Origin of the sequence: Cyanobium sp. WAJ14-Wanaka (assembly GCF_024345375.1) — a bacterium.
Classification (GTDB): Bacteria; Cyanobacteriota; Cyanobacteriia; order PCC-6307; family Cyanobiaceae; genus Cyanobium_A.
This window is the reverse complement of the sequence record NZ_JAGQAZ010000002.1, coordinates 81,377-106,084: the sequence shown is the minus strand read 5'-3', so window position 1 is coordinate 106,084 and position 24,708 is coordinate 81,377. Positions and strand designations below refer to the sequence as shown.

Genomic DNA, 24,708 nt, shown 5'->3' with positions numbered 1-24,708 from the left:
TCGGGGCTATAAGGCGATTTGTAGTAGCCCTAAGCCGCATGTTTGGCCTGATATTTCGCTCCCTAGTGGCCCTGCCCCTGCCCCTGCCCCTGCCCCTGCCCCTGCCCCTGCCCCTGGTCCTGCTGGTAGCGCCCCAGCTGGCGGTCTTGCCTGCCGGGGCGGCCGAGCTCAAGGCCCCTGGGTCCCAGAGCTGCCCCCTGCCCAAACCGGGCCGCTATGTGCTGATGGGTGAGGGGCAAAAGGGAGTACAGCCCCTGGCGGAATTGGCCCAGGAGCAATGGCTGCCCGGAGGCCGCATCGAGGGGGTGCGCTATAGCCGCCTTGGTCAAGGTTTTGAGGAGGAGACCTACGGCGCCACCTACAGCTCGATGCCCGGCTGTTGGCTGTCAATTAAGCCCGTAGGGCGCTCCAGCCGCCGGCCCCTCCAGGTGGCCCTCGATCGCACCGGCCGGCCCAAGGTGGCGATTGGCACCGAGGTGGGGGTGGTGTTTAGCGCCCAGTACGTGGAGCAGTCCGAGGTGTCTTGTGGCTGGAAGCAACTGGATGGTCTGGTGATCAGCGTGCAGCGCGGCAATTCCCTGGAGGCCGGCCGTTGGCTGCCCAATGCGGTTATCCAGCGGGAGGTTTGGAACGCCGGCCAGGTGCGGGGCAAGGCCGTCTCTAGCTATGGCGGCAAGAGTGATGTGGTCGGCTACACCGGCACCATGGAGCTGGCGCCGAACTGCCTGGCCAAGCTCCGAGAGGTGGATGCGGCAGGCAGGGCTTACAACTATCGGGCGATTGTTTTGGCCTCCGGGCGGGGCTACTTCTATCTGCAGACCGACCCCACCGATCTCACCCTTGGCTACCTGGCCCGCCAGCGATGAGGGAGTTGTTTGGCCTTGAACCCCAACTGCGCCAGTGGCTTGCCGAAGACCTGGGCCGCGGCGACCTCAGCGCAGCTGCCCTCAAGGGCTCCAGGGGCCAGGCCCATTGGCTAGCCAAGGCGGACGGCATCTTTTGTGGCGGCCCGCTGGTGGAGCGGCTGTTTGGGCTGCTGGATCCCCAGTTGCGGGTGCAGCTATTGGTGGCTGAGGGCCAGGCGGTGTGCGCCGGCACCTGTCTGTTGGAGTTGGAGGGGGATGGGCCGGCCCTGGTGGCTGGAGAGCGCACCGCCCTCAACCTGGCCATGCGTCTTTCCGGTATTGCCACCGCCACGGCCGCCCTGGTGCAGCAGCTGGAGGGCACGGGGGTGCGGCTGGTCGATACCCGCAAGACCACCCCGGGTTTACGACTGCTGGAAAAGTACGCCGTGCGCTGTGGCGGCGGCCTCAACCACCGCCTTGGCCTCGATGACGCGGCCATGCTCAAGGAAAACCACTTGGCTTGGGCTGCTGCTGGGGTGGGCCAGGCGATTGCCGCCGTGCGGGCGGCGGCCCCTTGGCCGACCCGGGTGATTGTGGAGGTGGAAACCGCTGCGGAGGCAGAGGCAGCCGTAGCCGCCGGGGCCGATGGGGTGCTCCTCGATGAATTCAGCCCCGAGTTGCTATCGGCCCTGGTGCCCCAGTTGCGGGCCCTAGCTGGCCAGCGCGGAGCTTCCGTGGTGCTGGAGGCCTCCGGCATTCAGCCGGAGCAACTGCGCTCCTACGCCGCCACCGGCATTGATTTGATCTCCACCAGTGCGCCGATCACCCGCAGCGCCTGGCTCGATATCAGCATGCGCTTCCAGGTTGGCCTAAATTCCTGAAAGTCCCTTTTCGGGCTTGGCACCTTGAATTTGATCAACCCTCGCCCCAGGCGCGCCCTGTTGCTGGCAGCGCTAACGGCCTTGCTTCCCCTAGGTACGGGTGGATGGGCGGCAGCCTCCGCTGAAACCGTGCTGGAGCAGGCCGCTAAAACCGGTGAGGTGCTGATGGTGGGTCCCACCAATACGCCGCCCCTGATCAGTGTTAGTGCCCAGGGTGAACCCCAGGGTTACGCCATAGATGTGGCTCGCCGCATCGATCGCGAGCTCCAATTGGCCCTTGGCAGCAAGGTGCAAATTCGCTTTGTGCCCACCGACAACGGCGCCGAGGCGGTGCAGGCAGTGAGCGGTGGCCGGGCCGGTTTGGCCTGTGGCGTGCCCTTCAGCTGGGAGATCGAGAAGCTTGTCGATTTCTCCCTGCCGATCGGCCTATCTGGCCTGAGGCTGCTCACCCGCAGCGGCACCCTGGATGGTTCGCCAGCTTCCTTGGCCGGCCGGCAGGTTGCAGTGGTTTACGGGTCCGTGGGGGCCAGGACCCTGGCGGGTCTGCAGCCGAAGGCCAAGGCAGTCACTTACCCCACCCTGCTGCAGGCCGTTACGGCCCTGGAGCAAAAAAAAGTTGATGGGGTCCTGGGCGACACCAACCTGCTCGCCGGGCTCCGCCAGCAGCGCAAACTGCCCGGCTTGAAACTGGTGCCCGATCAGCCCTACCTCAGCTACGGCCTGGGCTGCATCGTGCCGGAGAACAACTCCTCCCTGCTCAACGTGGTCAACGTGGCCATTGCCAAGCTGTTCCAGGGTTACCTAGAGGGTCGTCCGGATGCGGTCGCGACCGTCGATGCCTGGGTCGGCAAGCAGGGCGCCTTGGGGGTGCCCCCGGAGCGCATTCGCGTTTTCTTTGGCTCCGTGCTTCAGGGCCGTGAAGGCATCATTTTGGTGACGCCTTCCCCCGCAGCTCCCCGCTGATCGCTGCTTTGCCGCCCCCGGGCGGCCCATTCCCCTCTGTTCAGTTTTTTCCTTTTCCCCTGGCGGCATCCGATGGCGACCTTCCCACGATCTGGCCTCTTCAGTTTTCTGTTGCTGTTGGCTGCCCTGGCCCCAGCCGGCGCCGGTGCCGTCACTACACCTTTGGAGGGCGATCCTGGATCGGTGGAGGCCAGGTTGCGGCGCATCTCAGCAGCCTTGAGGGAGCAGGCGCCTGAACAATCGGAAGCGACCACTGGCGAAGGCCAGCAGGCCGACGGCAGGTTGGCTTTCGTGTGGGGCAATGGTGGCGGCTTCCGCAATGGGGGCTTCCGCAATGGTGGTTTTGGTAATGGGGGCTTCGGCAACGGCGGATGGGGTAACGGAGGTTTCGGTAATGGCGGCTGGGGCAATGGGGGCTTCGGCAACGGCGGCTTCTTGAACGGCCCGCTGCTGCGCCCCGGCGGCTTCGTCAACTTCTGGTGACCTCAGCCGCCCCGCCCCCGGGCAATCCCGAGGGCTTTGGACCACTGCAGCTGCTGGTAATCCAGCCCACCCCCTACTGCAACCTCGATTGCGACTACTGCTATCTGCCTAACCGCAGTGATCGCCATCGGCTCCCCCTAGAACTTTTGGATGCAGCCCTGGAGCGGGTCCTGGAGAGCCCCTACGTGGGTGGAGATTTCACGCTCCTGTGGCATGCGGGCGAGCCGCTTACGGTGCCGATTTCCTTCTACGACGAGGCCACGGAGCGCATCCGCCGGGCGGAGCAGGCCTGGGCCGGCGGGCCCCTGCGCATTCACCAGTCGGTGCAGACCAACGCCACCTTGATCAACGACGCCTGGTGCGATTGCTTCGAGCGCAATGGCATCTCCGTTGGGGTCAGCATGGATGGGCCGGCCTTCCTCCACGACGTGCACCGGCGCACCCGCACCGGCCTGGGCACCCACGCCGCCAGCCTGCGGGGCATTGGCCATCTCCGGCGCCGCGGCATCCACTTCCAGGTGATCGCCGTGATTACGGAGGAGGCCCTGCGCTACCCCGATGAGTTGTTTGCCTTCTTCGTTGAAAACGGCATTACCAATGTGGCCTTCAACATGGAGGAAACGGAGGGCGAAAACCGGGTCTCGACCCTGAGCCGGCCCCATGCCGAGGAGGCCTATCAGGCTTTTCTGCGGCGCTTCTGGGAGCTCTGGCAGCAGCACCCCGAGAGCATGCGGGTGCGGGAGTTCGATGGCATCTGCAGCCTGGCCGCGGCTGACGCCCGGATGGAGCTCACCGACATGACCCATCCCTTTGCGATCGTCAATGTGGATGCTCGGGGGGCGATCTCCACCTTCGATCCGGAGCTGTTGGCGGTCGAAACCGACACCTATGGCGACTTCGTGCTCGGCAATGTGCTCAAGGACAGCCTCGTGTCGATCGCCGCCACGGCCAAGTTCCAGCGCATTCACCGGGACATGCGCGCTGGCCTCGCCCGTTGCCAGCAGGAGTGCCCCTATTTCGGCCTCTGTGGGGGTGGAGCCGGCAGCAACAAATACTGGGAGCACGGCACCTTCGATTGCGCCGAAACCCAGGCCTGCCGGTATCGGATCAAGCTCACGGCCGATGTGGTGCTCGATGGGTTGGAGCGGATGCTGGAAATACCGGTCTGATTCGTCTCTCGGCGAGGGATGATCAAAGGCCCCCTTCGCCGCTTCGGCCCTTCCCAGCCCCATGTTGCGCATCGCCCAGACCCTCGAAGCCCAGCTGCGGTCGGCGATGGAACGGGCCTTTCCGCAGGCGGCGGAGACAGCCCTGGCGGCCGGCCAGCCCCTCGATCCCCAGCTGGCCCCGGCCAGTAAGCCGGAATTTGGCGATTTTCAGGCCAATGGGGCCCTGCCCCTGGCTAAACCCCTTGCCCTGGCGCCCCGGGCCATCGCCCAGGCGATCGTGCACCAGCTTGCTCTCGATCCCGCCTTCCTTGAGCTCTGTCTGGAGCCGGTGATTGCAGGCCCTGGCTTCATCAACCTCACCCTGCGGCCGGAGCTATTGGCTGCTGAGGTGGCGCAGCGTCTGGGTGATCCGCGGCTGGGGGTGCCCAGCGTTGCGGAGGCCCCTGGGGCGGCAGCTCCGTCAGCCCCGGTGATTGTCGATTTTTCCAGCCCCAACATTGCCAAGGAGATGCATGTGGGGCACTTGCGCTCCACGATCATTGGCGACGCCTTGGCCAGGGTGCTGGAGTTCCGCGGCCATGCGGTTTTGCGCCTCAACCATGTGGGTGATTGGGGCACCCAGTTCGGCATGTTGATTACCCACCTGAAGCAGGTGGCGCCCCAGGCCCTGGAAACCGCCGATGCGGTCGATTTGGGTGATCTGGTGGCCTTTTACCGCGAGGCCAAGGCCCGCTTCGACGAGGATGAAACCTTCCAGACCACCTCCAGGGAGGAGGTGGTCAAGCTGCAGGGAGGTGATCCAGTCAGCCGCCAGGCCTGGCAGTTGTTGTGTGAGCAGTCGCGCCGGGAATTCCAGAAGCTCTACGACCAGCTCGACATCAGCCTGGATGAGCGGGGTGAATCCTTCTACAACCCCCATCTGCCGGCGGTGGTAAGTGATCTTGATGCCGCCGGTTTGCTGGTGGTAGACGATGGCGCCCGCTGCGTTTTCCTTGAGGGGGTGAGCGGCAAAGACGGCAAAGCCCTGCCCGTGATCGTCCAGAAAAGCGATGGCGGCTTCAACTACGCCACCACCGATCTAGCGGCCATTCGCTATCGCTTTGGGGCCACGCCCCTGGGCGATGGGGCCGGCCGGGTGATCTACGTGACCGATGCCGGCCAGGCCAACCACTTCGCCGGGGTGTTTCAGGTGGCCCAGCGCGCCGGCTGGATCCCCGCCGGAAACACCGTCGAACACGTTCCCTTTGGCCTGGTGCAGGGGGAAGACGGCAAAAAGCTCAAAACCCGTTCCGGCGACACCGTGCGCCTAAAAGACCTGCTTGATGGGGCGGTGGAGCGCTGCGAGGCCGACCTGCGCCGCAGGCTGGAGGAGGAGGGGCGCCAGGAAGAGGAGGCCTTTATCCAGCACGCGGCTACCACCGTGGGCCTGGCGGCGGTGAAATATGCCGACCTCAGCACCAATCGCATCACCAATTACCAGTTCAGCTTTGAGCGGATGCTGGCCCTTTCGGGCAACACGGCCCCCTACCTGCTCTATGCGGTGGTGCGAATCGCAGGCATTGCCAGGAAAGGTGGCGATCTCGGGGGTGATGAGGGTGGCGAGGCGGTTAGCGATCTCAGCTTCAGCGAGCCCCAGGAGTGGGCCCTGGTGCGGCACCTATTGCAGTTCGATGCGGTGATCGCTGAGGTGGAGGAGGAGTTGCTGCCCAATCGCCTCTGCACCTACCTCTTTGAGCTCAGCCAGGTGTTCAACCGTTTTTACGACCAGGTGCCGGTGCTCAAGGCCGATCCCCAGGCGCGCCGATCCCGGCTGGCCCTCTGTCGCCTCACCACCGACACCCTCAAGCTGGGGTTGGGCCTGCTGGGGATTCCCACCCTGGAGCGGATGTGATGGATTCCCAGGAGAAACCCATGCCCCAGGCCCGCCCCGAGGTGGAGGCCCTCCAGGCCTACAGCGCTCCTTTAGAGGGGCGGCGGGGCCTGCTGCGGCTGGATTTCAATGAGAACACCCAGGGCCCGAGCCCCCAGGTGGTGGCGGCCATACGGGCCATTGCTGCCGACCACTACGCCATCTATCCCGAATACGACGGCCTGCGCGAGGCCCTGATCGCCAACCTGGCGGCCGAGGCCCTTGCCTCCCCCCTAAGCCCAGATCAAGTTGGCCTTTTTAACGGGGTAGATGCGGCCCTGCATGCCGTTTTCCATGCCTATGGCCGCCCGGGGGATCGCCTGCTCACCACCAGCCCCACCTTTGGCTACTACGGCCCGTGCGCCCAGATGCAGGGCATGGTGATCGAGGCCATCCCCTACCAACTGCCGGATTTTGGCTTCCCCTTAGGGCAGGTGCGCTCGGCCTTGCTGGGTTCGGATCAACCCGGCTGGCAGCCACCGCGCATCCTGTTGATCTGCAATCCCAATAACCCCACCGGCACCCGCCTGGCACCGGAGCTGATCCTGGATTTGGCGGCGGCGGCCCCCCAGACCCTGGTGGTGGTGGATGAGCTCTACGAGGCCTTCACCGGCGACAGCGTGCTGCCCTGCGCCGATTTCGCGGCCACGCCCAATCTGCTGGTGCTGCGTTCCCTGGCCAAAACCGCTGGCTTGGCTGGTCTGCGCATGGGCTTTGCCCTAGGGGCACCCGCGGTGATCGATCGCATCGGCCGGGTAACGGGCCCCTACGACATCAACAGCTTTGCGGTCACGGCTGCCTTTGCCGCCCTGGCGGACCAGCCCTACACCGATGCCTACGTGGCGGAGGTTTGCAAGGCCAAGGCCTGGCTTGTGGGGCAGCTGAAGGCGGCTGGCGTGCGCCACCACTGCGCGGGGGGCAACTACCTACTTATCTGGCCCAAGTGCCCAGCTGAGGAGGTGGAGCGGTGTCTGCGGCAAGCCGGCATCCTGGTGCGCTCCATGGCCGGCAAGCCCCTGATCGATGGCTCCTTGAGGGTGAGCATCGGCACCTGCGGGCAGATGGAGCGTTTCTGGGCCAGCTACGCCGAAATCAACGCATCACATCAATAACTGTGGCATCGCCGAGCTTGCCGGGCAGGCTCAGCTGGGTTCCGGTGCGCTTCACCGGCGTGCCGGCCATCGCCTTGAGGAAGGGTTCCACGCTGGTTTGGTCGCAGCCCTTGGGGGTTTTGCCGCCCACGTATTGCACCGGGATCACAACCCTGGGCTGCAATTCACGCACCACTTCAGCGGCTTCGCTGCCGTCATAAACCTTGGCTCCACCTCCCACACCGATGATCAACACATCGGGGCGGCCCAGGATTACCCGATCCGCAGGGCTCAAGCGTGCCGCGGTGCCCCCCAGATGGGCAAAGTCCAAGCCCCCCTGCTTCCAGCGCCACAGGGTCGACTGGCCAAAGCGCCTGCCGCCAAGGCGGTCGTGGGCCCCGGAGATGCCTTCGATCTTCAGGCCCGCCACCCGATAGCTGCCGGGGTTGACCAAAAACTTGCCGCTGGCCACCTTGGCGCCCTCATCGAGCAGTTGGCTGCTGGCCAGGATCACATTGGCGCTTACCCGGGGTTCGCCCAGGCCCGCTGCGCAGCCCACGGCCTTGAAGGGATTCACCAAAACCCGGGCGCCACCACCCTGGATCAAGAGGGCGCTGTGGCCGTAGCTGGTAATGCTGACGCCGCCACCGGTGGCAGCTGGGCCGGCCAAGGCCAGGGGTGCGATCCCCAGAACTGCCGCAACCAGGGCGGGGCCAACAGGACGAGCCATCGAATTAAAGCGGCCGATTTCGGCACCACAGATGGCGCGAAACTAGCAGCGGCAGCCGGCTTGGCTAGCTACTGGCGAGGCTCAGGAAGTTGGCGAGCAGCCTGTGGCCCTCCTGGGTAAGCACGCTTTCGGGGTGGAATTGCACCCCTTGCAGGTGGCCAAAATCCCGGTGCTGCAGACCCATGATCGTGCCGTCTTCTAGCCAGGCGGTGATCTCCAGGCAATCCGGCAGGCTTTCGCGCTCCGCAATCAGGCTGTGGTAACGGGTGGCCGTGAGTGGATTGGGCAGTCCGGCAAACACCCCCTGGCCCCGGTGGTGCACCGGTGAGGTTTTGCCGTGCATCAATTCCTTGGCTCTCACCACCTTGCCGCCGAAAACCTGGGCAATGGCTTGATGCCCCAGGCACACCCCGAGGGTGGGGATGGTGGGGCTCAACTGGGCCAACACCTCCAGACAAACTCCGGATTGGTTGGGATCTCCCGGCCCCGGCGAAATCAGAATTGCCGCCGGTTGCAGGGCGCGAATTTGCCCCAGGCTGAGGGCGTCATTGCGCTCCACCCTTAATTCCGCCGCCAGCGGATAGTCGCTGGCCAATTCGCCCAGGTACTGCACCAGGTTGAAGGTGAAGCTGTCGTAGTTGTCGAGGACCAGCAACATCGGCGTCTAAAGGCCAAGCCGCAGCCAAAGGGGCGGCACCAGAAGCAGTAGGGCAATCATCAGCGAAGACAGCGATGCCACCAGCACCGCTGCTGCGGCGCAGTCCTTGGCAATGCGGGCCAGGGGATGGAATTGGCGGCCAATAGCCAGATCCACCACCGCTTCGGTGGCGGTGTTGAGCAGCTCCAGCACCAGCACGGCGGCCACGGTCAGCACCAACACGGCCAGGCGCTCCGGGCTCAGCCCCAGCCAGAGACCAAGGCCAAAAACCACCAGCCCGGTAATCACGTGGATGCGGAAATTGCGCTGGCTGGCAAAGCCATAGGCCAGCCCCTGGGCGGCATAGCGAAAGCTGGCCGGGAGGTCGCCGGCCACTTTCCATGCCCCTACCCGCAGCTTGCGGCCGCGGCGGTGCACGTCTGGGGTAATTCCTGGGGTCACAGTCGGCACCTTAACTCCGCCCATTTAGCTATCGCCTGCGATCAGCTTTTCCTGGCGCTCGAGCATCGCCGCCAGGCTCCCGTCGTCGGGATGGTCCCAGCCCAGCAGGTGCAACAGGCCGTGGCTGGCTAGGAAAAGCATTTCCCGCTCCAGGCTGTGGCCCTGTTCTGCCGCTTGGCGGGCGGCGGTTTCAAGGGAAATCACGATGTCTCCCAGTTCGAGCTCCTCGGCCCCTGGGCCCCCTGGCTCCGGTCGCGGCATCGCCCCAAGGGCATGGCCGCAGTCGTCTTGGCAGGAATCCTGGGCTGCGAAGGCCAGCACATCGGTGGGGCCACTTTTCTGGCGCCAGTCCTGGTTGAGTTCGGCGATGGCCGGATCGTCCACCAGGGTCAGCCCTAGGCAGTAGGCGCTCGCCTGCAGCGCTGTGGGCAGTTCAGCCGCCAGTTGGCCCAGCCAGGCGCTGATTTTTTGGTGCCATAGGTCGGCGCCGGCCAGGGGATCGGCCCAGGGCCCCGCCGCCTTTGTAAGGGCAGGGCCCAGCACAGCCCCCAGCTCAAAGGCCAAATCCAAATCGGGCGGCAGGGGTGTGGACATCGCTGCTGGCGTTAGGCGACCGGAGGCAGGGTTGGGCGTCCCAGCCAGGCGATCAGCAACAGGAAGCCAGTGAGGCCAAGGGCTGTCAGGCCAAAGTGGAACAGGCTTTGGCGGCCCTTGCGCACCATGTTGCGCATCGCCAGCTTCACAAAGCTGGCAGGTGGTGCCGCTGGGGGCGGTACCGATGGCGGCGCTTTTATATCGCTGGGATCAGTCATCGTTGCTGTTGGCCACCTCCACACCCTGGCGCAACAGCGACTGGATGAACGGATCGAGATCCCCATCCATCACGCCCTGCACATCGGTGGTTTCTTCGGCGGTGCGCAGATCCTTGACCATTTGGTACGGGTGGAAGACGTAGTTGCGGATCTGGTTGCCCCAGGCGGCTTCAACGATGTCGCCGCGGATATCGGCAATTTCGGCGGCCCGTTGTTCCTGGGCAATCACCATCAGCTTGGCCATCAAGAGGGCCATGGCCTTTTCTTTGTTCTGCAGTTGGGAGCGCTCCTGGGTGCAGCGCACCGCCAGGCCAGTGGGAATGTGCAGGATCCGCACCGCCGTTTCCACCTTGTTGACGTTTTGGCCACCGGCGCCGCCGGAGCGGGAGGTGGTGACCTCCAGGTCCTTGTCGGGGATATCGAGCTTGACGTCCTCGTCGAGCTTGGGCATCACCTCAACCCCCGCAAAGCTGGTCTGGCGCTTGTCGTTGGCGTTGAAGGGGGAGATGCGCACGAGCCGGTGGGTGCCCTTCTCATTGCGCAAGTAGCCATAGGCATAGCGCCCATCAACTTCCAAGGTGCAGCTCTTAATGCCCGCCTCTTCCCCTTCGGAGAGCTCCGCCACCGACACCTTCATGCCGTGGTCCTCGGACCAGCGGGTGTACATGCGCATCAGCATCAGGGCCCAGTCCTGGGCATCGGTGCCGCCGGCGCCGGCGTTGATGTTGATTACGGCGCCCTCCTTGTCGTAGATGCCGCTGAGCAGCCGCTCCAGCTCCCAGCGATCTAGATCAGCTTTCAGTTGTTGGAGGGCTCCATTGGCCTCTTCCAGCAGGTCGGTATCGGGCTCCAGGTCGTAGAGCTCCAAGGTGGCCTGCCCATCGGCTATGGCGCCTCGCCAAGACCCCAGTTGCTGCAGCTGGGCCTTGACCTCATCCAGCTGGCGCATCTGCTTTTGGGCGGCCTGTTGGTCGTTCCAAAAGTCGGGCTGGGAGGCGAGTTGCTCCAGGTCCTGTTGGCGTGCTTTCAGGGCCGGTACGTCAAAGACAGTCCTGGGCATGGCCCAGGCGGTCAGTGAGCTCGGAGAGATCGCGTTTGAAATCGGTGAGATCGAGCACCGGTGCGGCTTGAACTGTGGCTTGACCGTACTCAATGGCATCCCAGGCCCGCTTCTACGATTGGCGCAGCCCGATTGGATCTGTTGAGATGGCCGCCACCGTTGAGATCTACACCTGGCGCTCCTGCCCGTTTTGCATACGGGCAAAGCAACTCCTGGATCGCAAGGGGGTGACCTACACCGAATTTGCCATCGATGGCGACGAAGCGGCCCGCACCGCCATGGCCGCTAAATCGGGGGGAAGGCGCAGCGTGCCCCAAACCTTCATCAATGGCGAGCATGTGGGCGGCTGCGACGATCTCCACGCCCTCGAGCGCAGCGGCCAACTCGATGCCCTCTTGGCGGCCTGATTCCCGTGAGCATTACTGCAGGGGCGGCTTCCCAGCTGTTTGTGATCGATCTGATTGCCCGGCTAAATCCCGCTAAGGATTCGAGTGTGGCCCTGATGCAGGCGGCCCAGCGGGCGGGCCAGCAGGTTTGGGTCTGCACGCTTGCCGATCTCTCCGCGGCTGAGCGTCCCGGCAAGCCAAGCGATGGCCATGGGGCCTGGGTCCGGGCCCAGCCGGTCAGCCTGGCGCCGATGGACCATGGCCCAGAAGGCTGGCGGGTGCCTGAACCCTGGTTTGAGCTCGACGAACCCCAGCTGTTGCCCCTAGACGCTTTCCCGTTTGTCTGGATGCGCAAGGACCCGCCGGTCGATGAGGCCTACCTCTATGGCACCCACCTGCTGGGCCTGGGTGAACGCCACGGGGTGCGGGTTCTGAACCGACCTGCCTCCCTGAGGGCCTGGAATGAGAAGCTCGGCGCCCTGCGCTGGAGCCACCTGATGGCCCCATCCCTGGTCAGTAGCCAGGTGGAGCAACTCACGGCCTTTGCCGACCAGCACGGTGATGTGGTGCTTAAGCCCCTTGGCGGCCGGGCCGGCCAGGGGGTGGTGCGCTCCCATGGCGGCGCCCCTGGCCTGCGGGCCCTACTCGAACTGGTGACCAATCAGCAGCGGTTGCCGGTGATGGCCCAAGCCTTTTTGCCGGCGGTTAGTGCCGGTGACAAGCGCATTTTGCTGGTGGAAGGGGACCCCTTGGGGGCGGTTAATCGCCGGCCGATGGCCGGTGAATTCCGCAGCAACCTGGCGGTCGGTGGTGCCCCCGAGGCTACGGAGCTCACCGAAACGGAGCGCCAGATCTGCGCGGCCCTAGCCCCCGCCCTCAAGGCTGAGGGTCTGTTTTTTGTGGGCATCGACGTAATTGATGGCCGCCTGAGCGAAATCAACGTGACCAGCCCCACCGGGGTGCGCGAAGTTGAACGCCTGGGCGGAATTCCCCTGGCCGATCAAACGATCGAGAGGTTGTTGGCAGCCTGAGACTTGGCGGGAAGGTTGAGCTGTTGCTGCAAAACCCCCAGCTTCAGCGCCACCTCCTGCAGCTCCCGATCCACATCGGAGCCCTTCACCAGACCTGCTCCGGCGGTCAGCACCAACTGGCGGCCCCGCAGGGTGCCACTGCGAATGGCCACCCGCAGGTCGGCATCGCCGGAGCTGTCGATCCAGCCGATTGGGGCGGCGTAGTGGCCCCGCTCAAACGGTTCCAGGCTGCGCAGCCAGCCCATCGCTTCCCGGCGGGGCAGACCCGCCACCGCCGGGGTGGGGTGGAGTGCCGCCGCGAGGCTTAGGGGTTGGTGGCCCCGGCAATCGGCGGTGATGGGGGTGTGGAGGTGCACCAGGTGCCCGTGGCGGGCCAGGCGCGGATGGCGAGGCCGCCGGGGTTGGAGTCCAGCCTTGGCCAGTACGGCGGTGATCGTATCGACCACCAGCGCATGTTCATGGCGATCTTTGGTCGAGTTGAGCAGCTCGGAAGCTGCTTCCCCAACCGGAGTGGTGCCCGCCAGGGCATCGCTGCGCAGCCGGCCTTGGCGCACGGTGAGCAGCCGCTCGGGAGATGCCCCCAGCAGGGCCGACCCACTTTTTTGCTGCCAGAGAAAACGGCAGCTACCGCTTTGGTGTCGGCGCAGGGGGGCCAGCAGCTCCAGGGGATCGATTGCCTGATCGAGGTTTAATTCCTGGCGCACGGCTAGGACCAATTTCTGCAGATGGCCGCCATCAACCAATTGGAGGGCTTGATCCACGGCCGAGCGATAACCGTTTTCCCAGGCGGTGCGGCTTTGGATTTGGGCAGTGATCGGCGCCGGCTGCTCGGGCTCCAAGGCCATCAGGGCTAGGCGCTGCTCCCAGAGTTCTTCAGCCACGCTGCGGGCCGTGGTGCCGCCCCCCAGGGGTCTTTGCAGCCGTAGCCAGCCGTGCTGGCCATGGCGGCTGAGTTGCCAGCGGGGCAATACGGCCTGGACCCCGGCGATGGCCTCTGGCGTGCTCTCCAGGGGGGCCTCAAAGAAGCCAAAGGCCAGCAGCACCCTGGGCCGGGCCAGGGGCGGGCAGGTGGAGGGGGTGGCCAGGCGGCTCAGGCTGGCACTGGCAAAGCGTTGGGCCAGTTCGAAGCGGCGGGGCCCGCTCAGTTCGAGGCCGTTGCAGCGGCCGCTGGCGGCAATACAGAGCCCCGGGGCCCCATCCCAGAGGAAGCGGAAACCGTCGCTTGAATCCAGGTGGGGCAGCAGGGCCATGGGGTCTCCCCCGTTTAGGGGCACCGCCAAACTCAAGACGGCATCGTCCCCCAACTGGCCAGCCCGATCGGCTGCTACGGCCAGTAATTCGGCGAAGGAAGGGGCTTTTGAGGGGGTGGGCTGCACCAGCTGGGCCTGGGGCCGCATCGAAGGGCTGCTCAAATGTATGGGTCTTACCGTGATTGCCGCCTGTGGCGCCCATGCCAGAGCCCGAGGTCGTCGCAAGCCGTTACGCCAGACGAGCCCTTTGGAAGGCCGCGATCAAGTGGCCGATGTATGCGGTGGCGGTGATGCCCGTTTTGCTGGCGGCGGGCTGGCGCCTGGGCCGCGGGGAGCTGGTCAGGCCAGACCAGCTGCTGCTGTTTTTGCTGGCGGCGGTGTTGCTGCTGGCCTGGGAAAACCTCGCCAACGACGTTTTTGATGCCGATACGGGCGTAGATGCCCAGGGCAAGCCCCATTCATTGGTGAACCTCACCGGTCGCCGCGATCGGGTGGCGAGCCTGGCTAATTGCTGCCTGCTGCTGGGCTTGGCCCTGATGGCCCTGGTGGCCTGGCGCAGCACGCCGGCGGTGTTGGCCCTGGTGCTGGCCTGCTGCGGCCTGGGCTATCTTTACCAGGGGCCGCCCTTCCGTTGGAGTTACCGGGGCCTGGGCGAACCCCTCTGCTGGCTGGCCTTTGGTCCCCTGGCCACGGCGGCGGGCCTGCTGGCCCTTGGCCCAGCAGGGGCAGCGGCAACAGCCCCGGCAGCGGCCACAGCCCCGGCAGCGGCCACAGCCCTGGCCATTCCCTGGAAGCAGGCGATTGAGTTGGGGGCTGGTCCGGCCCTGGCCACCACCTTGGTGCTTTTTTGCTCCCATTTCCACCAGGTGGAGGAGGACTCCGTCCATGGCAAGCGCTCGCCCGTGGTGCGGCTTGGCACTGCTAGGGCCGCCTCCCTGGTGCCCTGGTTCGTGGCCCTGGTCCTGGCGTTTGAGTGGGCTCCGGTTCTGGCGGGCCAATGGCCCCTAACTGCCCTATTCGGGGTGGTGGGCTTGCCGCCAGCGCGGGCCCTGATTGGCATGTTGAGGGCCCACCACGCCCAACCCGAAAAGATTGGCGGCAGCAAGTTTTTGGCCCTGCGCTTCCAGGCGCTCAATGGGCTGGGGCTGGCCTTTGGCTTGGCGCTTGGCCCATGGCTGCTGCCCTAAGCCACCGCGAGGCATTGATCCACCAGCCCCTGCGCTTGGCCTGGAGGCCCTATGGCTTTGAACTGCCGGCGGTCCTGGTTACGGCCCATGGAGCGATCAAGAACCGCCGCGGCTGGCTGCTGCGCCTGGAGGCGGCCGATGGTCGCCTCGGCTGGGGCGAGCTGGTGGATTGGCAGCAGGGTTCCGCCCTGGCAAAAGCATTGCAGCAGTTGCCGGCCCTGCTCGATCGGGCCGCTCTGGAGGATTGGCTGACGGCTGGCCCTGCGCCCCTGGCCTTTGCCTTGGGATCGGCCCTGGCCGAACTCGATGGGGCAATTACGGAGTGGTTGGCGCCCCCGGCATCGGCCCACTTGTTGCCGGCGGGGCCAGTGGCTTTGGGGGCCCTCGAGACCCTCTTGGCCAGGGATTCTTTGCGGGATGGCGACCCTGGCCAGCCGCGATTCACCGTGAAATGGAAGGTGGCGGCAGCCTCCCTGGAGACTGAGTTTGAGGTGTTGGCATCGCTGCTGGCATGCCTGCCGCCCTGGGCCAAGCTGCGCCTGGATGCCAATGGCGGCTGGGATCGCGCCAGCGCCGATCAATGGGCCAGTCGGCTGGGGGATGAACCCCGCTTGGAATGGCTTGAGCAGCCCCTGGCCCCCCACGACCAATCGGGCCTTGAGGCCCTGGCCCGGAGGCTGCCGGTCGCCCTTGATGAATCCCTGCGCCAGGGCCTCGCCTGGGCTGGCGATTGGCAGGGTTGGCAGGTGCGGCGCCCCTCCCTGGAAGGCGACCCCCGACCCCTATTGGCTGCCCTGCAGGCCGGCCAACCCCATTGGATGGTCAGCACGGCCCTTGAAACCGGCATCGGCCGCCGTTGGCTGCACCATCTGGCGGCTTTGCAAATCCAGGGCCCCACCCCCACGGCCCCGGGCCTGGCCCCGGGTTGGTGCCCGGAGGGCCCCCTATTTGCGACCGATCCCGAGCAGGTGTGGGAGGCGGCGGGATGAGGGATCTGGAGGAGGCTTGGCGCCAGGGAGAGCTGGTGCTCTTGGCCCCAGCCGAACAGCAGGATCTCTTGGCTGGCTCGCTTGAGCCCGACTGCTGGCAGGCCCTGGAGGAGCGCTGGGGACCCGGAGTGGTGGTGGCCAGCGGTGGCAGCAGCAGCATGGCCAGCGGTGGCCGCCGCTGGTGCCTCCAGCCCCTCAGCCATCTGGAGGCATCGGCCAGAGCTACGGCCAGCTGGTTGAACGATCAAGGCATCGATCCTGGTCGCTGTTGGCACTGGAATCCGCTGCCGCAGTACCATGTGAGCGGCCTATTGCCACAGGTAAGGACGCGCCTCTGGGGTGCCCGCCATTGCCCCATCCCAGCGGCCCTCCTGCGGAACACGGGCCCTGCCCTGGCCCAGCTGCCCTGGAGCAAGGAGCATCCGGGCCTGATTTCCCTGGTGCCGACCCAATTGGCCAGGCTTTTGGCGGTGCCAGAGGCGGTGGACTGGTTGCGCCAGCTGGCGGTGATTTGGGTGGGCGGTGCTGCCCTTCCGGCCCAACTGGCAGCCGAGGCCCGCCGGCTGGAGTTGCCCCTGGCCCCTTGCTACGGCGCCACCGAAACGGCGGCGATGGTCTGTGCCCTGCCCCCGGCCCAATTCTTGGCCGGGGTTTGCGGTTGTGGCCTGCCCCTGGCGGATGTGCAGTTGCGGCTCGCTGCGGCTGACTCAGCGTTGGCGGGCTCGGCGGTGGAGGTCCAAAGCCCCCGATTGAGCCCCGGGTTTTTGATGGCCAACTCGGCCGGGCTGCAGCCGTTGCCGCTCACGGCCGATGGCTGGTGGCGCAGTGGCGACGCCGGAGCCATCACTGCCGCAGGCCTGGAGCTGGGGGGCCGCCTCGATGGGGCCATTAACAGCGGCGGCGAAACGGTGTTTCCGGAGCAACTAGAAGCCAGTCTCAAGGCCCTGGCCGCGGCGGCAGGCTTGCCCCTGGCGGAGTTGCTTTTGGTGGGCTTGCCGGAACCGGCCTGGGGTGAGCGGCTGGTGGCTCTAGTGCGGGCTGATGCTGGTGCAAGTGCCCGTGAAGGTGGCGGTGAAGGAGACGCAGCTAGTGAAGGCGGCGCAAGGTTGATTGGGGACCTGGCGCAGCTAACCCTGGCTTGGCCTGCCGCTGAGCGGCCGCGCCGCTGGCTCATTTGCCCCCAGTTGGCCCCCACGGCGGCGGGCAAATGGCAACGGGGCCATTGGCGCAGTTGGGCCGCCCAAAAACTGGAGAAGCTGGCTTAAAGGGACTGCTTGAAAAAGCATGGCCAGCCCGGAGACAATCAACACCACCTGGCCCTAAGGGCCGGGGACAGTACTTGCTCATGGGCGCAGGGCATCCATATCCCATTGTTCTTGTGGGTTCCCTTGCAGTCCACCTCTTTATCAGAAGGTGAATAGGGCATCGAATTGGTAGTAGTTGGGTTTGTCCAAGCCGTCGTGCTTGAGCATGCGGCGCAACTCCAAAATTTCCTGCCTTTGGGCCACGATGATTTGTTGGGCAAGGCGCCTGATGGTGTTGTTACTGCTCTTCCTGAGCGCATCGTGAGCCATTAAGAGAGCTCCGCCATGGTGAGCAATCATTCCTTCCAAAAACCAGTTGACCCGGTTTTCACGGGTGGGAGTTGAGCCCATTAACTGCATCGCCTGAATCTGAGCGGCGCCCATGGGGATCAGAGCATTTATTTCATTGGGGTTGCCATTAGGGCGCAGCACCACAGAAAACACCGGGGCTTCGGGATACCAGGCCTTGCGCCACTGACCCATCGACTTGATTTCGCGCGCCTGATCCCTCCAGATGCTGTTGGCCATGGCCCCAACACCAGGTGAGCCCACGTTGAACACGAACTCGGCCATGCGTAGGGCACCGGTGTGGTGCTGAACCATTGCATCGATCCAGCGCAGGTCGTAGGTGCTTCCCGATGGCCCCACGTCGTGGCTGTGGGCGCTGCTTTGATCAAGGGGGGGCGAGTCCGTAGCTGGCGACCCCGTCATCTGGTGATGGTCATGTTGGTTGACCTGGGCTCGGGCGGTGGGGGTCTTGGCGGTAGCTGCTAGGAGGTTTATCAGGATCAGAAAGGTCAAGGCGCGGCGCATGGCCCAAGGGCAAGGAGGACAGGATCCCTATTGTGATTACTCCTGTTACTGGAGAGTCAAGTGGCTGAGGCAAAGCTCCTCAAAATCGGCGACGTCTCGGCGCGTTCTGGCCTTACGGTCAAGACCATTCGCTTTTATTGCGATGAAGGTTTGATCCATCCAGATAGCCGAAGTGACGGTGGCTATCGACTGTTTGACCCGAATGTTTTTCAGGATCTATCCTTTATCCGCACACTCAGGGATTTGGACATTTCCTTGGCAGATGTGATGAAGATTTTGGAATCTCGGCGTTCAGGAATCTGCACTTGCACGTCTCTGCAAGACACCATTCGCAGCAAGGCAGGTGAAATTGAGTACAAGATCACCGCACTTCGGGCAATTTCAATTGAGTTGATGTCCTTGCTCAACGATTGGCAAGACTGCGGCGGCCGTAAAACTTGACGACCTTCTGGTTTTCATCAAGGTCAAAGGGTCATCAATTGGCAACGGGGCCATTGGCGCAGTGGGCCGCCCAAAAGCTTGAGAAGCTGGCTTAAAGGGGCTGGATCGTCCCCAGGGTTGAGGCTTCCAGCCAGCGGTTGATCGGCTGCGGCAGGGAACAGCGCTGGCGGCTGGCGGCTTCGATGGCCAGGTGGCGCGTTAGGGCGCGGGCCGCCGCTTTCTCGCCGCTGCTGAAGCTGAACTGCAGCTCAAAGCTGCCCGTATCCAGGCGCCTCGGCTCCAGGCGAATCGCCAGGGGGTCGCCACAGACCAGTGGTGCCAGGAAATCGGCGCTGCAATGAACTATCGGCAGGGCGACCGCTGGCATCCGGGCCTGGGTCGGGAAGATCTCCCCAGCCTTTAAGCCAAAACGCTCGAGGCTTTCCTCGTAGGCCTCGTGACACCAGCGCAGCAGCTGCTGAAAGTGCATCACCCCGGCACCGTCGGTGTCGCCAAAGCGCACGGTGCGGCATAGCAGCAGCCAGTCGGAGGGGGCCATGGGGGTCAGTGTGGCTGACTGAGAACGTTCAGTACACACACCTCACAACAGCTGTACGGACTGTACAGATTTCTGAAAGTCGCTTGGCACCACCTTGGCGATGGTTTCCCTGCCACTTTCCCCTTGGGTTTGCTCCCCAATTTGTCCGTGGGGCTTGACAAACCCCTTGCACTTATTTGGCCCTTGTTTTGCCCATTCTTTGCCACCTCTAGGCTCAATGGCGACACTGATTTCGAGTGGGGAAATGGAAAAATAACGCTGAATAACAGCCAGTTCAGCGATCAACAGAGCCCATGATTACGTCGATAGAGCCAAGGATTGCCATGATGTCGGCGACCTTGTGGCCCTTGAGTATGTGGGGCAGGATTTGCAGGTTGTTGAAGTCGGCGGCGCGGATTTTGAAGCGCCATGGGGTTACATCGTCGTTGCCTTGAATGAATACGCCAATTTCACCCTTGCCCGATTCGAGCCTGGTATAGAGCTCGCCCGATGGAATCTTGAAGGTGGGTGCAACCTTTTTGGCCACGTATTGATAGTCGAAGTCAAACCATTCGCTGCCCTTTCCTTCTGTGAGGCGCTTTGATTCGAGATTTTCGGTGGGGCCGCCCGGAATCATGTTGCAGGCCTGGCGCACGATCTTGAGGGATTGGCGCATCTCCTGCACTCGAACCCGATAGCGGGCATAGCAATCGCCTTCGGTGGCCCAGGCCACGGACCAATCGAAGTCGTCGTAGCACTCGTAGTGATCAACTTTGCGTAGATCCCAGGGCACGCCAGAAGCCCGCAACATGGGGCCAGAAAGGCTCCAATTGATCGCCTGTTCTTTGGTAATAATTCCCAGGCCTTCGATGCGGCGGCGGAAAATTGGATTGTTTGTAATCAGTTTTTCGTATTCATCGATCTTTGGACCAAACCAATCACAAAAATCCAGGCATTTTTCCAGCCAGCCGTAGGGCAAATCTGCAGCTACGCCACCAATGCGGAAATAGTTGTTGTTGACCATCCGCTGGCCGGTGGCCGCTTCCCAGAGGTCGTAGATCATCTCCCGTTCTCGGAAGATGTAGAAAAATGGTGTCTGGGCGCCCACGTCGGCCAAAAATGGACCAAGCCAGAGCAGGTGGTTGGCAATGCGGTTCAGTTCCAGCATCAACACCCGGATGTAGCTGGCCCGCTTTGGCACCGGCACATCCGCCAGCCGCTCCGGTGCGTTGACCACGATCGCCTCGTAGAACATGCCGGCCGCGTAGTCCATGCGGCTCACGTAGGGCACAAACATGATGTTCGTGCGGTTCTCGGCGATCTTCTCCATGCCGCGGTGGAGATAGCCGATCACCGGCTCGCAATCCACCACGTCTTCGCCGTCGAGGGTCACCACCAGCCGTAACACCCCGTGCATGGAGGGGTGGTGGGGCCCGAAGTTGACCACCATCGGCTCCGTGCGCGTCTCCAGTTGCGTCATGGGGCCGTGGCTTGCATTGCAATGGTGAGATCTTAGGAAGGAACTATCCATTGCTTGGATTTCCGCTGGCTGAGGTGTTCACCCACGTGCCGGTGCTGGCCCAGCCGGTGCTGAATTCCTTCGCGGAGTTGGGGCCCCTATTGGCCCAACAACCTGATCGCAGCGGGGTCCTAGTGGATTGCACCCTCGGCGGCGGCGGCCACAGTGCCCTGTTGCTGGAGGCCCATCCCGGTTTGCGCGTGGTGGGGCTGGACCAGGACCCAAGCGCCCGCGCCGCCGCCGCCGAGCGCCTCGCCCCCTTTGGCGATCGGGTCAGGATCGTGGCCGCCAATTTTGCCGGTTTTGTGCCCAGCGAGCCTGCCGTGGCGGTGCTGGCCGATCTGGGTGTGAGCAGTCCGCAGTTGGATGTGGCGGAGCGGGGCTTCAGTTTTCGGCTGGCCGGACCCCTCGACATGCGGATGAATCCCGAGGTCGGCGAAAGCGCTGGCGCCTTGATCGAACGGCTTGAGGAGGCTGAGCTGGCCGACCTGATCTATGCCTACGGCGAAGAGCGGCTGTCGCGGCGCATCGCCCGGCGGCTTAAGGAGCAGGTTCCGCAGGACACGGCCGAGCTGGCCTATCTAGTGGCCGGCTGTTACCCGCCCAAGGCGCGGCGGGGGCGGATCCATCCGGCGACGCGCACCTTTCAGGCCCTGCGCATCGCCGTAAACAACGAGCTGGGGGTGCTTGACCAGTTGCTCCAGGTTGCCCCTGATTGGCTGGTGCCCGGGGGGCTAGTTGGGGTGATCAGCTTCCACTCCCTCGAGGACAGGCGGGTCAAAACCGCTTTTAGCTCCGATGAACGCCTGCAGCGGGTAACCCGCAAACCAGAAACGGCCACGGAGGAGGAGCAAAGCTCCAACCCCCGCAGCCGTTCAGCGAAGTGGCGCGTGGCGCGCCGCCGTTAGTTAGCTCAGGTAGCTAGCTCAGGTAGTCAGCTCAGCAGACCGGTTTGGTCTTCGGGGCCGAACAGCTGGCGATAGGCGGCAGTGGAAATACACAGCAGCACGGGCACCACCACCAAGAGGCCGCCGTAGCTGAAGAGACCGCCGATGGTGTTGATCACACCTTCAATGACGGCCAGCCACAGAACCATCCACCAGCTGGGGTTGACCATGTTGACCCCGAGGCCAATTGTCTTGGTGGGCTCAGAGGTTCCCAGTAGCGAGGTTTGAATCAGGAACTTCTGGGTGATACCTAGCCAGATCAGGAAGATCGTCAAGACGATCATCGGGATCACGCTCAGGACCATGTTGACCTTGCCCAGGCCGGTGCCAATCAGGGCGGCGATGGCCACGGCCACGCCCACCAGGATTGCCAGCAGGACGGCTGAACCCAGCAAGCGGGCGCTGGCGGGACGGTCCCAGCGGGTGAAGTCGGCGAAGCTGGGCTTACGGCCCTCAAGGCAGATCCAGGCGCCGCGGGTGAGGCCCACGAAGGTCCAAAGGGCGACGATCACGTGGCCGATCACGCCCACGATCAACGCCATCCAGGCGCCGACGGGGTGCAGCACCATCAGTTCACGCACTTCGGCCAGGCGGGCACCACCTGCGGCCGCAATGGCCACAAACGGCAGCATGATTAGGCCAGAGAGGATCTGAAACAGAAGGAAACTCCAGGGGGCGCGGCAAAAGGCCTGCCAGCCATCTTCAACAGCTCGCAGAACCTGGATTTTGTTGGTGCCAGGTGTTGGCAATCCCATGGTTAAAAGAGGGGGTTTTGCAAAAAGTAGCGATTGAGTCGGACCTTGCCCAGCTTCTGTGATCTATCGAAGGCTTCTAATCGCTTCGGCCACCGCGACCGCGGCGCAGCTGATCTCTGCAGCTGTGGTGTGACGGCCCAGGCCAAATCGGATTGAGGCGCCGGCCTCTTGGCGGCTGCGGCCCAGGGCGGCAAGCACATGGGAGGGGCTGCCCTGGCTGCAGGCGGAGCCGCTGCTGACGGCGATCTTCCTGCGCAGCAGTTGGTGCAGGCGGGCGCCATCAACGCCCCCCACGGTCAGGTTGAGGTTGTGGGGTAGGCGAGCTGCCAGGTCGCCGTTGAGTTTTAGGTCGCCCAGGGGCTCCAGCTGCCGCCAGAGTTGGTCGCGCAGCTCCCCCAGCCGCTCGCTTCGCAGTTGCTGGTCGGCTAGGGCCAACTGCAGGGCCTTGGCCAAGCCCACGATCAGGGGCACCGGCAGGGAGCCGGCCCGCACCCCCTGCTCCTGGCCGCCGCCATGGAGCTGGGCCGCCAGCCGAATCCCAGGCTTTACGACCAGGGCGCCAATGCCCTTGGGGCCGTAGAGCTTGTGGCCGCTGATGCTCAGCAGATCTACGCCCAGGTCAGCCGGTTGCAGGGGAATGTGCCCCACGGCCTGGGCGCCATCGCAATGGAGGTGGATTGTTTTTTGATGGCTGCTTTCGGCTTGATGGCAAAGGGCGGCGATCTCGGCCATCGGCTGCAACACTCCGATTTCGTTGTTGGCGGCCATCACGCTCACCAGCAGGGTGTCGGGCCTGAGGGCGGCCGCCAGTTCCTCGAGATTTATTAGTCCGTTGGGAAGCACCGCCAGCTCGGTCAGCTCGAAGCCATGGCGGGCCAGGTAGCGCAGGGGATCGAGCACGGCCCGATGTTCGGTGGCCAGGGTGACCAGATGGCGTCGCTGGCCCCCCGATTCGATTTCAGCCTCGGCTAGGCCCTTGAGGGCCAGGTTGTTGGCTTCGGTGGCGCCGCTGGTAAAAATCACCGACTCCGGCTGCACACCCAGATCAGCGACGATCTGGCTGCGGGCGTTCTGCACTGCGGCGGCCGCCAGCAGCCCAGGCTGATAGTTGCGACTGGCAGGGTTGGCGAATTGTTCAGTCCACCAGGGGGCCATGGCTTCCACCACGGCGGGATCGCAGGGGGTTGTGGCGTGGTGGTCGAGGTACGCGAGCATGGCCCCATGCTGACAACTCTTCAAAAATCCCTCAAGCAGTCCCTGCTTTGCCTGGCCGTTCTGCCCGGGGTGCTCTTGCCGGCTGAGGCTAAAGAAGCAATCAAGAGCAATCCCGCCGAGGCCAGGCCCCCAGGCCTCCTGGTGATCCTGGAGAGGCCAGTGCCCTACGGCAGCCATGTAATGGGGGTTTACGCCGCCAAGGCCGATCCCCACAGACCTGGCCTATGGCAGATCAAGCTTTGGGATGAGCTGCCCAACGAGATGAAGGTGATCAGCGAGACGGTGCGCTGCAGCCCAGAGGCACCGATGCGGGTGACCAGTAATGGCAGCAATTTGTTGGTGCGGGAGCTGAATCCCGGCGGCCAGATCCATCCCGGCAACCGGATCGACCATCTGATCTGGTGGGCTACTTGCTACCCCCAGCAAGCAGGTAAGGATCCAGCCAGTTTGGGGTCCCTGGCCCGCAGCTTGGGCTACAGCGGCGCACTACGGGAATCCGAGCAGGTTTTGCCTGGACGCGGCAACTGACAGCCCCCACACTTACGGCCATGAACCCAGAATCCCCAGCACCAGAATCCACTTCTCCAGAATTGCCGGTGCCTGAGACGCCAGCTCCCCCAGCCCGGATCCTGCTGGTGGACGACGAACCGGGGCTGCGCACGGCTGTTAAGGCCTACCTCGAGGACGAGGGTTTTGCGGTGACCACCGCCAACGATGGCGAGGAGGGTTGGATCCAGGCCCAGGAGCTGTTGCCGGACGTGGTCATCACCGACGTGATGATGCCCCGCTGTGATGGCTACGGATTACTGAAGCGGCTGCGGGCCGATGAACGGCTAGGGGGCACTCCGGTGATCTTCCTTACAGCCAAAGGCATGACGGCTGACCGCATTTCCGGTTTCCAGGCCGGCGCCGACGACTACATCCCCAAGCCGTTCGACCCCGATGAGCTGGTCGCCCGGGTGCGCAATGCGGTGCAAAGGCAGGATCGCTTGCTGGCGGAGGCGGCCCGCTTTGCCGATGCCGATATCGGCCAGATGGCTAAACAGATCACCGAGATTCGATCCTTGCTGGCCACGGGCGGCAGTAAGAGGGCGATCGAAGCGGTTAACCACGTGTTCACTCCCCGGGAAGCCTCGGTGCTGCAGCTGGTGGCTGAGGGAATGATGAACAAGGAAATAGCCCGGCGCCTAGAAACCTCCATCCGCAACGTGGAGAAGTACGTGAGCCGCCTGTTTATCAAAACGGGTACGGCCAGCCGCACCGAGCTGGTCCGCTATGCCCTCGAGCACGGTCTTGTGGAGTGATTAAGCCT

Annotated in this window: 30 protein-coding genes; 16 read left to right on the top strand and 14 right to left on the bottom strand. The window is 64.2% G+C overall.

The window, feature by feature from the left end:
- The first annotated feature begins 38 nt into the window (after positions 1 to 38).
- The 7 genes from KBY49_RS07355 to KBY49_RS07325 all read left to right on the top strand — a co-directional run bounded on the left by KBY49_RS07355 (position 39) and on the right by KBY49_RS07325 (position 7,362).
- Positions 39 to 866: a hypothetical protein gene (locus KBY49_RS07355; RefSeq protein ID WP_254934165.1), complete on the top strand. Its 828-nt coding sequence runs from the start codon at positions 39 to 41 to the stop codon at positions 864 to 866.
- Positions 863 to 1,726 carry a carboxylating nicotinate-nucleotide diphosphorylase gene (gene nadC / locus KBY49_RS07350; RefSeq protein ID WP_254934164.1) on the top strand — a complete coding sequence of 288 codons (864 nt, stop codon included), beginning with the start codon at positions 863 to 865 and terminating at the stop codon, positions 1,724 to 1,726. The genes KBY49_RS07355 and nadC overlap by 4 nt, the downstream gene beginning before the upstream one ends.
- A gap of 24 nt (positions 1,727 to 1,750) precedes the next feature.
- A complete protein-coding gene (gene grrP / locus KBY49_RS07345) occupies positions 1,751 to 2,689 on the top strand; it encodes an extracellular substrate binding-like orphan protein GrrP (protein WP_254934163.1) in 939 nt (312 codons plus the stop codon).
- 72 nt (positions 2,690 to 2,761) lie between these two features.
- Positions 2,762 to 3,172, top strand: coding sequence for a GrrA/OscA1 family cyclophane-containing rSAM-modified RiPP (grrA, locus tag KBY49_RS07340; protein WP_254934162.1), 411 nt, complete (start codon positions 2,762 to 2,764; stop codon positions 3,170 to 3,172).
- Positions 3,169 to 4,341, top strand: a complete 1,173-nt coding sequence (grrM, locus tag KBY49_RS07335) for a cyclophane-forming radical SAM/SPASM peptide maturase GrrM/OscB (protein ID WP_315857012.1) — start codon at positions 3,169 to 3,171, stop codon at positions 4,339 to 4,341. The genes grrA and grrM overlap by 4 nt, the downstream gene beginning before the upstream one ends.
- Before the next feature lie 61 nt (positions 4,342 to 4,402).
- The gene (gene argS, locus KBY49_RS07330; RefSeq protein ID WP_254934161.1) at positions 4,403 to 6,232 is read left to right on the top strand and encodes an arginine--tRNA ligase; all 1,830 of its coding nucleotides are present in this window, start codon (positions 4,403 to 4,405) and stop codon (positions 6,230 to 6,232) included.
- Positions 6,232 to 7,362: a histidinol-phosphate transaminase gene (locus KBY49_RS07325; protein ID WP_254934160.1), complete on the top strand. Its 1,131-nt coding sequence runs from the start codon at positions 6,232 to 6,234 to the stop codon at positions 7,360 to 7,362. Before argS ends, KBY49_RS07325 begins: the two co-directional genes overlap by 1 nt.
- Here the strand turns inward: KBY49_RS07325 and KBY49_RS07320 are convergent.
- The 6 genes from KBY49_RS07320 to prfB form a co-directional block, all read right to left on the bottom strand.
- Positions 7,343 to 8,071, bottom strand: coding sequence for an MBL fold metallo-hydrolase (locus KBY49_RS07320; RefSeq protein ID WP_254934159.1), 729 nt, complete (start codon positions 8,069 to 8,071; stop codon positions 7,343 to 7,345). The two genes, KBY49_RS07325 and KBY49_RS07320, sit on opposite strands and share 20 nt — an antisense overlap.
- A gap of 64 nt (positions 8,072 to 8,135) precedes the next feature.
- Positions 8,136 to 8,729, bottom strand: coding sequence for an aminodeoxychorismate/anthranilate synthase component II (locus KBY49_RS07315; protein ID WP_254934158.1), 594 nt, complete (start codon positions 8,727 to 8,729; stop codon positions 8,136 to 8,138).
- A gap of 6 nt (positions 8,730 to 8,735) precedes the next feature.
- Positions 8,736 to 9,170 carry a diacylglycerol kinase family protein gene (locus KBY49_RS07310; protein ID WP_396099601.1) on the bottom strand — a complete coding sequence of 145 codons (435 nt, stop codon included), beginning with the start codon at positions 9,168 to 9,170 and terminating at the stop codon, positions 8,736 to 8,738.
- A gap of 24 nt (positions 9,171 to 9,194) precedes the next feature.
- Complete coding sequence (gene ybeY / locus KBY49_RS07305; RefSeq protein ID WP_254934156.1) at positions 9,195 to 9,764, bottom strand: rRNA maturation RNase YbeY; 570 nt, start codon at positions 9,762 to 9,764, stop codon at positions 9,195 to 9,197.
- Positions 9,765 to 9,775: 11 nt separating this feature from the next.
- Complete coding sequence (locus tag KBY49_RS07300; RefSeq protein WP_254934155.1) at positions 9,776 to 9,982, bottom strand: DUF3285 domain-containing protein; 207 nt, start codon at positions 9,980 to 9,982, stop codon at positions 9,776 to 9,778.
- A protein-coding gene (prfB, locus tag KBY49_RS07295; RefSeq protein WP_254934154.1) for a peptide chain release factor 2 occupies positions 9,975 to 11,100 on the bottom strand; the annotation gives its coding sequence in 2 pieces (ribosomal slippage) (positions 9,975 to 11,024 and positions 11,026 to 11,100; 1,125 coding nt in all). The genes KBY49_RS07300 and prfB overlap by 8 nt, the downstream gene beginning before the upstream one ends.
- An 88-nt stretch (positions 11,101 to 11,188) precedes the next feature.
- Here prfB and grxC point away from each other — a divergent pair.
- Positions 11,189 to 11,449: a glutaredoxin 3 gene (grxC, locus tag KBY49_RS07290; RefSeq protein WP_254934153.1), complete on the top strand. Its 261-nt coding sequence runs from the start codon at positions 11,189 to 11,191 to the stop codon at positions 11,447 to 11,449.
- A gap of 5 nt (positions 11,450 to 11,454) precedes the next feature.
- Positions 11,455 to 12,459: a glutathione synthase gene (gene gshB / locus KBY49_RS07285; RefSeq protein WP_254934152.1), complete on the top strand. Its 1,005-nt coding sequence runs from the start codon at positions 11,455 to 11,457 to the stop codon at positions 12,457 to 12,459.
- Here gshB and KBY49_RS07280 read toward each other — a convergent pair.
- Positions 12,429 to 13,856 (bottom strand): isochorismate synthase MenF, encoded by a 1,428-nt coding sequence (locus KBY49_RS07280; protein ID WP_254934151.1) that lies wholly within the window; start codon positions 13,854 to 13,856, stop codon positions 12,429 to 12,431. The two genes, gshB and KBY49_RS07280, sit on opposite strands and share 31 nt — an antisense overlap.
- A 53-nt stretch (positions 13,857 to 13,909) precedes the next feature.
- On the opposite strand from KBY49_RS07280, the gene menA reads away from it, so the two are divergent.
- The 3 genes from menA to KBY49_RS07265 are packed head-to-tail and all read left to right on the top strand — an operon-like array spanning position 13,910 to position 17,150.
- A complete protein-coding gene (gene menA / locus KBY49_RS07275; protein WP_254934611.1) occupies positions 13,910 to 14,896 on the top strand; it encodes a 2-carboxy-1,4-naphthoquinone phytyltransferase in 987 nt (328 codons plus the stop codon).
- A complete protein-coding gene (locus KBY49_RS07270; protein WP_254934150.1) occupies positions 14,881 to 15,885 on the top strand; it encodes an o-succinylbenzoate synthase in 1,005 nt (334 codons plus the stop codon). Before menA ends, KBY49_RS07270 begins: the two co-directional genes overlap by 16 nt.
- The gene (locus KBY49_RS07265) at positions 15,882 to 17,150 is read left to right on the top strand and encodes an AMP-binding protein (protein ID WP_254934149.1); all 1,269 of its coding nucleotides are present in this window, start codon (positions 15,882 to 15,884) and stop codon (positions 17,148 to 17,150) included. The genes KBY49_RS07270 and KBY49_RS07265 overlap by 4 nt, the downstream gene beginning before the upstream one ends.
- Before the next feature lie 38 nt (positions 17,151 to 17,188).
- Here the strand turns inward: KBY49_RS07265 and KBY49_RS07260 are convergent, their stop codons facing one another.
- Complete coding sequence (locus KBY49_RS07260; RefSeq protein WP_254934148.1) at positions 17,189 to 17,311, bottom strand: DUF3721 domain-containing protein; 123 nt, start codon at positions 17,309 to 17,311, stop codon at positions 17,189 to 17,191.
- Entirely contained in the window at positions 17,292 to 18,002 is a 711-nt protein-coding gene (locus KBY49_RS07255; RefSeq protein ID WP_254934147.1) for a DUF305 domain-containing protein, read from the bottom strand. Before KBY49_RS07255 ends, KBY49_RS07260 begins: the two co-directional genes overlap by 20 nt.
- Positions 18,003 to 18,062: 60 nt before the next feature.
- On the opposite strand from KBY49_RS07255, the gene KBY49_RS07250 reads away from it, so the two are divergent.
- A complete protein-coding gene (locus KBY49_RS07250) occupies positions 18,063 to 18,443 on the top strand; it encodes a MerR family transcriptional regulator (RefSeq protein ID WP_254934146.1) in 381 nt (126 codons plus the stop codon).
- 91 nt (positions 18,444 to 18,534) lie between these two features.
- Here the strand turns inward: KBY49_RS07250 and KBY49_RS07245 are convergent, their stop codons facing one another.
- From KBY49_RS07245 to KBY49_RS07235, 3 genes are read right to left on the bottom strand one after another with little or no spacing between them, the layout of a single operon-like run.
- A complete protein-coding gene (locus KBY49_RS07245; protein WP_254934145.1) occupies positions 18,535 to 18,981 on the bottom strand; it encodes a thioesterase family protein in 447 nt (148 codons plus the stop codon).
- A 42-nt stretch (positions 18,982 to 19,023) separates the two neighbouring features.
- The gene (locus KBY49_RS07240) at positions 19,024 to 19,266 is read right to left on the bottom strand and encodes a hypothetical protein (RefSeq protein ID WP_254934144.1); all 243 of its coding nucleotides are present in this window, start codon (positions 19,264 to 19,266) and stop codon (positions 19,024 to 19,026) included.
- Entirely contained in the window at positions 19,256 to 20,440 is a 1,185-nt protein-coding gene (locus KBY49_RS07235) for an NAD(P)H-quinone oxidoreductase subunit H (protein ID WP_254934143.1), read from the bottom strand. The genes KBY49_RS07240 and KBY49_RS07235 overlap by 11 nt, the downstream gene beginning before the upstream one ends.
- A 50-nt stretch (positions 20,441 to 20,490) precedes the next feature.
- Here KBY49_RS07235 and rsmH point away from each other — a divergent pair, with 50 nt between their 5' ends.
- Entirely contained in the window at positions 20,491 to 21,387 is an 897-nt protein-coding gene (gene rsmH / locus KBY49_RS07230) for a 16S rRNA (cytosine(1402)-N(4))-methyltransferase RsmH (RefSeq protein ID WP_254934142.1), read from the top strand.
- Positions 21,388 to 21,413: 26 nt separating this feature from the next.
- Here the strand turns inward: rsmH and KBY49_RS07225 are convergent, their stop codons facing one another.
- A complete protein-coding gene (locus KBY49_RS07225; RefSeq protein WP_254934141.1) occupies positions 21,414 to 22,181 on the bottom strand; it encodes a hypothetical protein in 768 nt (255 codons plus the stop codon).
- A 63-nt stretch (positions 22,182 to 22,244) separates the two neighbouring features.
- Positions 22,245 to 23,396: a cysteine desulfurase family protein gene (locus tag KBY49_RS07220; protein WP_254934140.1), complete on the bottom strand. Its 1,152-nt coding sequence runs from the start codon at positions 23,394 to 23,396 to the stop codon at positions 22,245 to 22,247.
- On the opposite strand from KBY49_RS07220, the gene KBY49_RS07215 reads away from it, so the two are divergent.
- Together KBY49_RS07215 and KBY49_RS07210 are read left to right on the top strand one after the other, a co-directional pair.
- Entirely contained in the window at positions 23,376 to 23,924 is a 549-nt protein-coding gene (locus tag KBY49_RS07215; RefSeq protein ID WP_254934139.1) for a hypothetical protein, read from the top strand. The genes KBY49_RS07220 and KBY49_RS07215 overlap by 21 nt on opposite strands.
- A gap of 20 nt (positions 23,925 to 23,944) precedes the next feature.
- A complete protein-coding gene (locus KBY49_RS07210) occupies positions 23,945 to 24,700 on the top strand; it encodes a response regulator transcription factor (protein WP_254934138.1) in 756 nt (251 codons plus the stop codon).
- The last annotated feature ends 8 nt before the right edge of the window (positions 24,701 to 24,708 follow it).

Excerpts from the sequence above, each read along its gene's own strand:
- KBY49_RS07355 (WP_254934165.1), top strand. The coding sequence starts at position 39 with ATGTTTGGCCTGATATTTCGCTCCCTAGTGGCCCTGCCCCTGCCCCTG.
- nadC (WP_254934164.1), top strand. The coding sequence starts at position 863 with ATGAGGGAGTTGTTTGGCCTTGAACCCCAACTGCGCCAGTGGCTTGCC.
- grrA (WP_254934162.1), top strand. The coding sequence starts at position 2,762 with ATGGCGACCTTCCCACGATCTGGCCTCTTCAGTTTTCTGTTGCTGTTG.
- argS (WP_254934161.1), top strand. The coding sequence starts at position 4,403 with ATGTTGCGCATCGCCCAGACCCTCGAAGCCCAGCTGCGGTCGGCGATG.
- KBY49_RS07325 (WP_254934160.1), top strand. The coding sequence starts at position 6,232 with ATGGATTCCCAGGAGAAACCCATGCCCCAGGCCCGCCCCGAGGTGGAG.
- KBY49_RS07320 (WP_254934159.1), bottom strand. The coding sequence starts at position 8,071 with ATGGCTCGTCCTGTTGGCCCCGCCCTGGTTGCGGCAGTTCTGGGGATC.
- KBY49_RS07315 (WP_254934158.1), bottom strand. The coding sequence starts at position 8,729 with ATGTTGCTGGTCCTCGACAACTACGACAGCTTCACCTTCAACCTGGTG.
- ybeY (WP_254934156.1), bottom strand. The coding sequence starts at position 9,764 with ATGTCCACACCCCTGCCGCCCGATTTGGATTTGGCCTTTGAGCTGGGG.
- KBY49_RS07300 (WP_254934155.1), bottom strand. The coding sequence starts at position 9,982 with ATGACTGATCCCAGCGATATAAAAGCGCCGCCATCGGTACCGCCCCCA.
- grxC (WP_254934153.1), top strand. The coding sequence starts at position 11,189 with ATGGCCGCCACCGTTGAGATCTACACCTGGCGCTCCTGCCCGTTTTGC.
- KBY49_RS07280 (WP_254934151.1), bottom strand. The coding sequence starts at position 13,856 with ATGCGGCCCCAGGCCCAGCTGGTGCAGCCCACCCCCTCAAAAGCCCCT.
- menA (WP_254934611.1), top strand. The coding sequence starts at position 13,910 with ATGCCAGAGCCCGAGGTCGTCGCAAGCCGTTACGCCAGACGAGCCCTT.
- KBY49_RS07270 (WP_254934150.1), top strand. The coding sequence starts at position 14,881 with ATGGCTGCTGCCCTAAGCCACCGCGAGGCATTGATCCACCAGCCCCTG.
- KBY49_RS07265 (WP_254934149.1), top strand. The coding sequence starts at position 15,882 with ATGAGGGATCTGGAGGAGGCTTGGCGCCAGGGAGAGCTGGTGCTCTTG.
- KBY49_RS07260 (WP_254934148.1), bottom strand. The coding sequence starts at position 17,311 with ATGCCCTATTCACCTTCTGATAAAGAGGTGGACTGCAAGGGAACCCAC.
- KBY49_RS07255 (WP_254934147.1), bottom strand. The coding sequence starts at position 18,002 with ATGCGCCGCGCCTTGACCTTTCTGATCCTGATAAACCTCCTAGCAGCT.
- KBY49_RS07245 (WP_254934145.1), bottom strand. The coding sequence starts at position 18,981 with ATGGCCCCCTCCGACTGGCTGCTGCTATGCCGCACCGTGCGCTTTGGC.
- KBY49_RS07235 (WP_254934143.1), bottom strand. The coding sequence starts at position 20,440 with ATGACGCAACTGGAGACGCGCACGGAGCCGATGGTGGTCAACTTCGGG.
- KBY49_RS07225 (WP_254934141.1), bottom strand. The coding sequence starts at position 22,181 with ATGGGATTGCCAACACCTGGCACCAACAAAATCCAGGTTCTGCGAGCT.
- KBY49_RS07220 (WP_254934140.1), bottom strand. The coding sequence starts at position 23,396 with ATGCTCGCGTACCTCGACCACCACGCCACAACCCCCTGCGATCCCGCC.
- KBY49_RS07210 (WP_254934138.1), top strand. The coding sequence starts at position 23,945 with ATGAACCCAGAATCCCCAGCACCAGAATCCACTTCTCCAGAATTGCCG.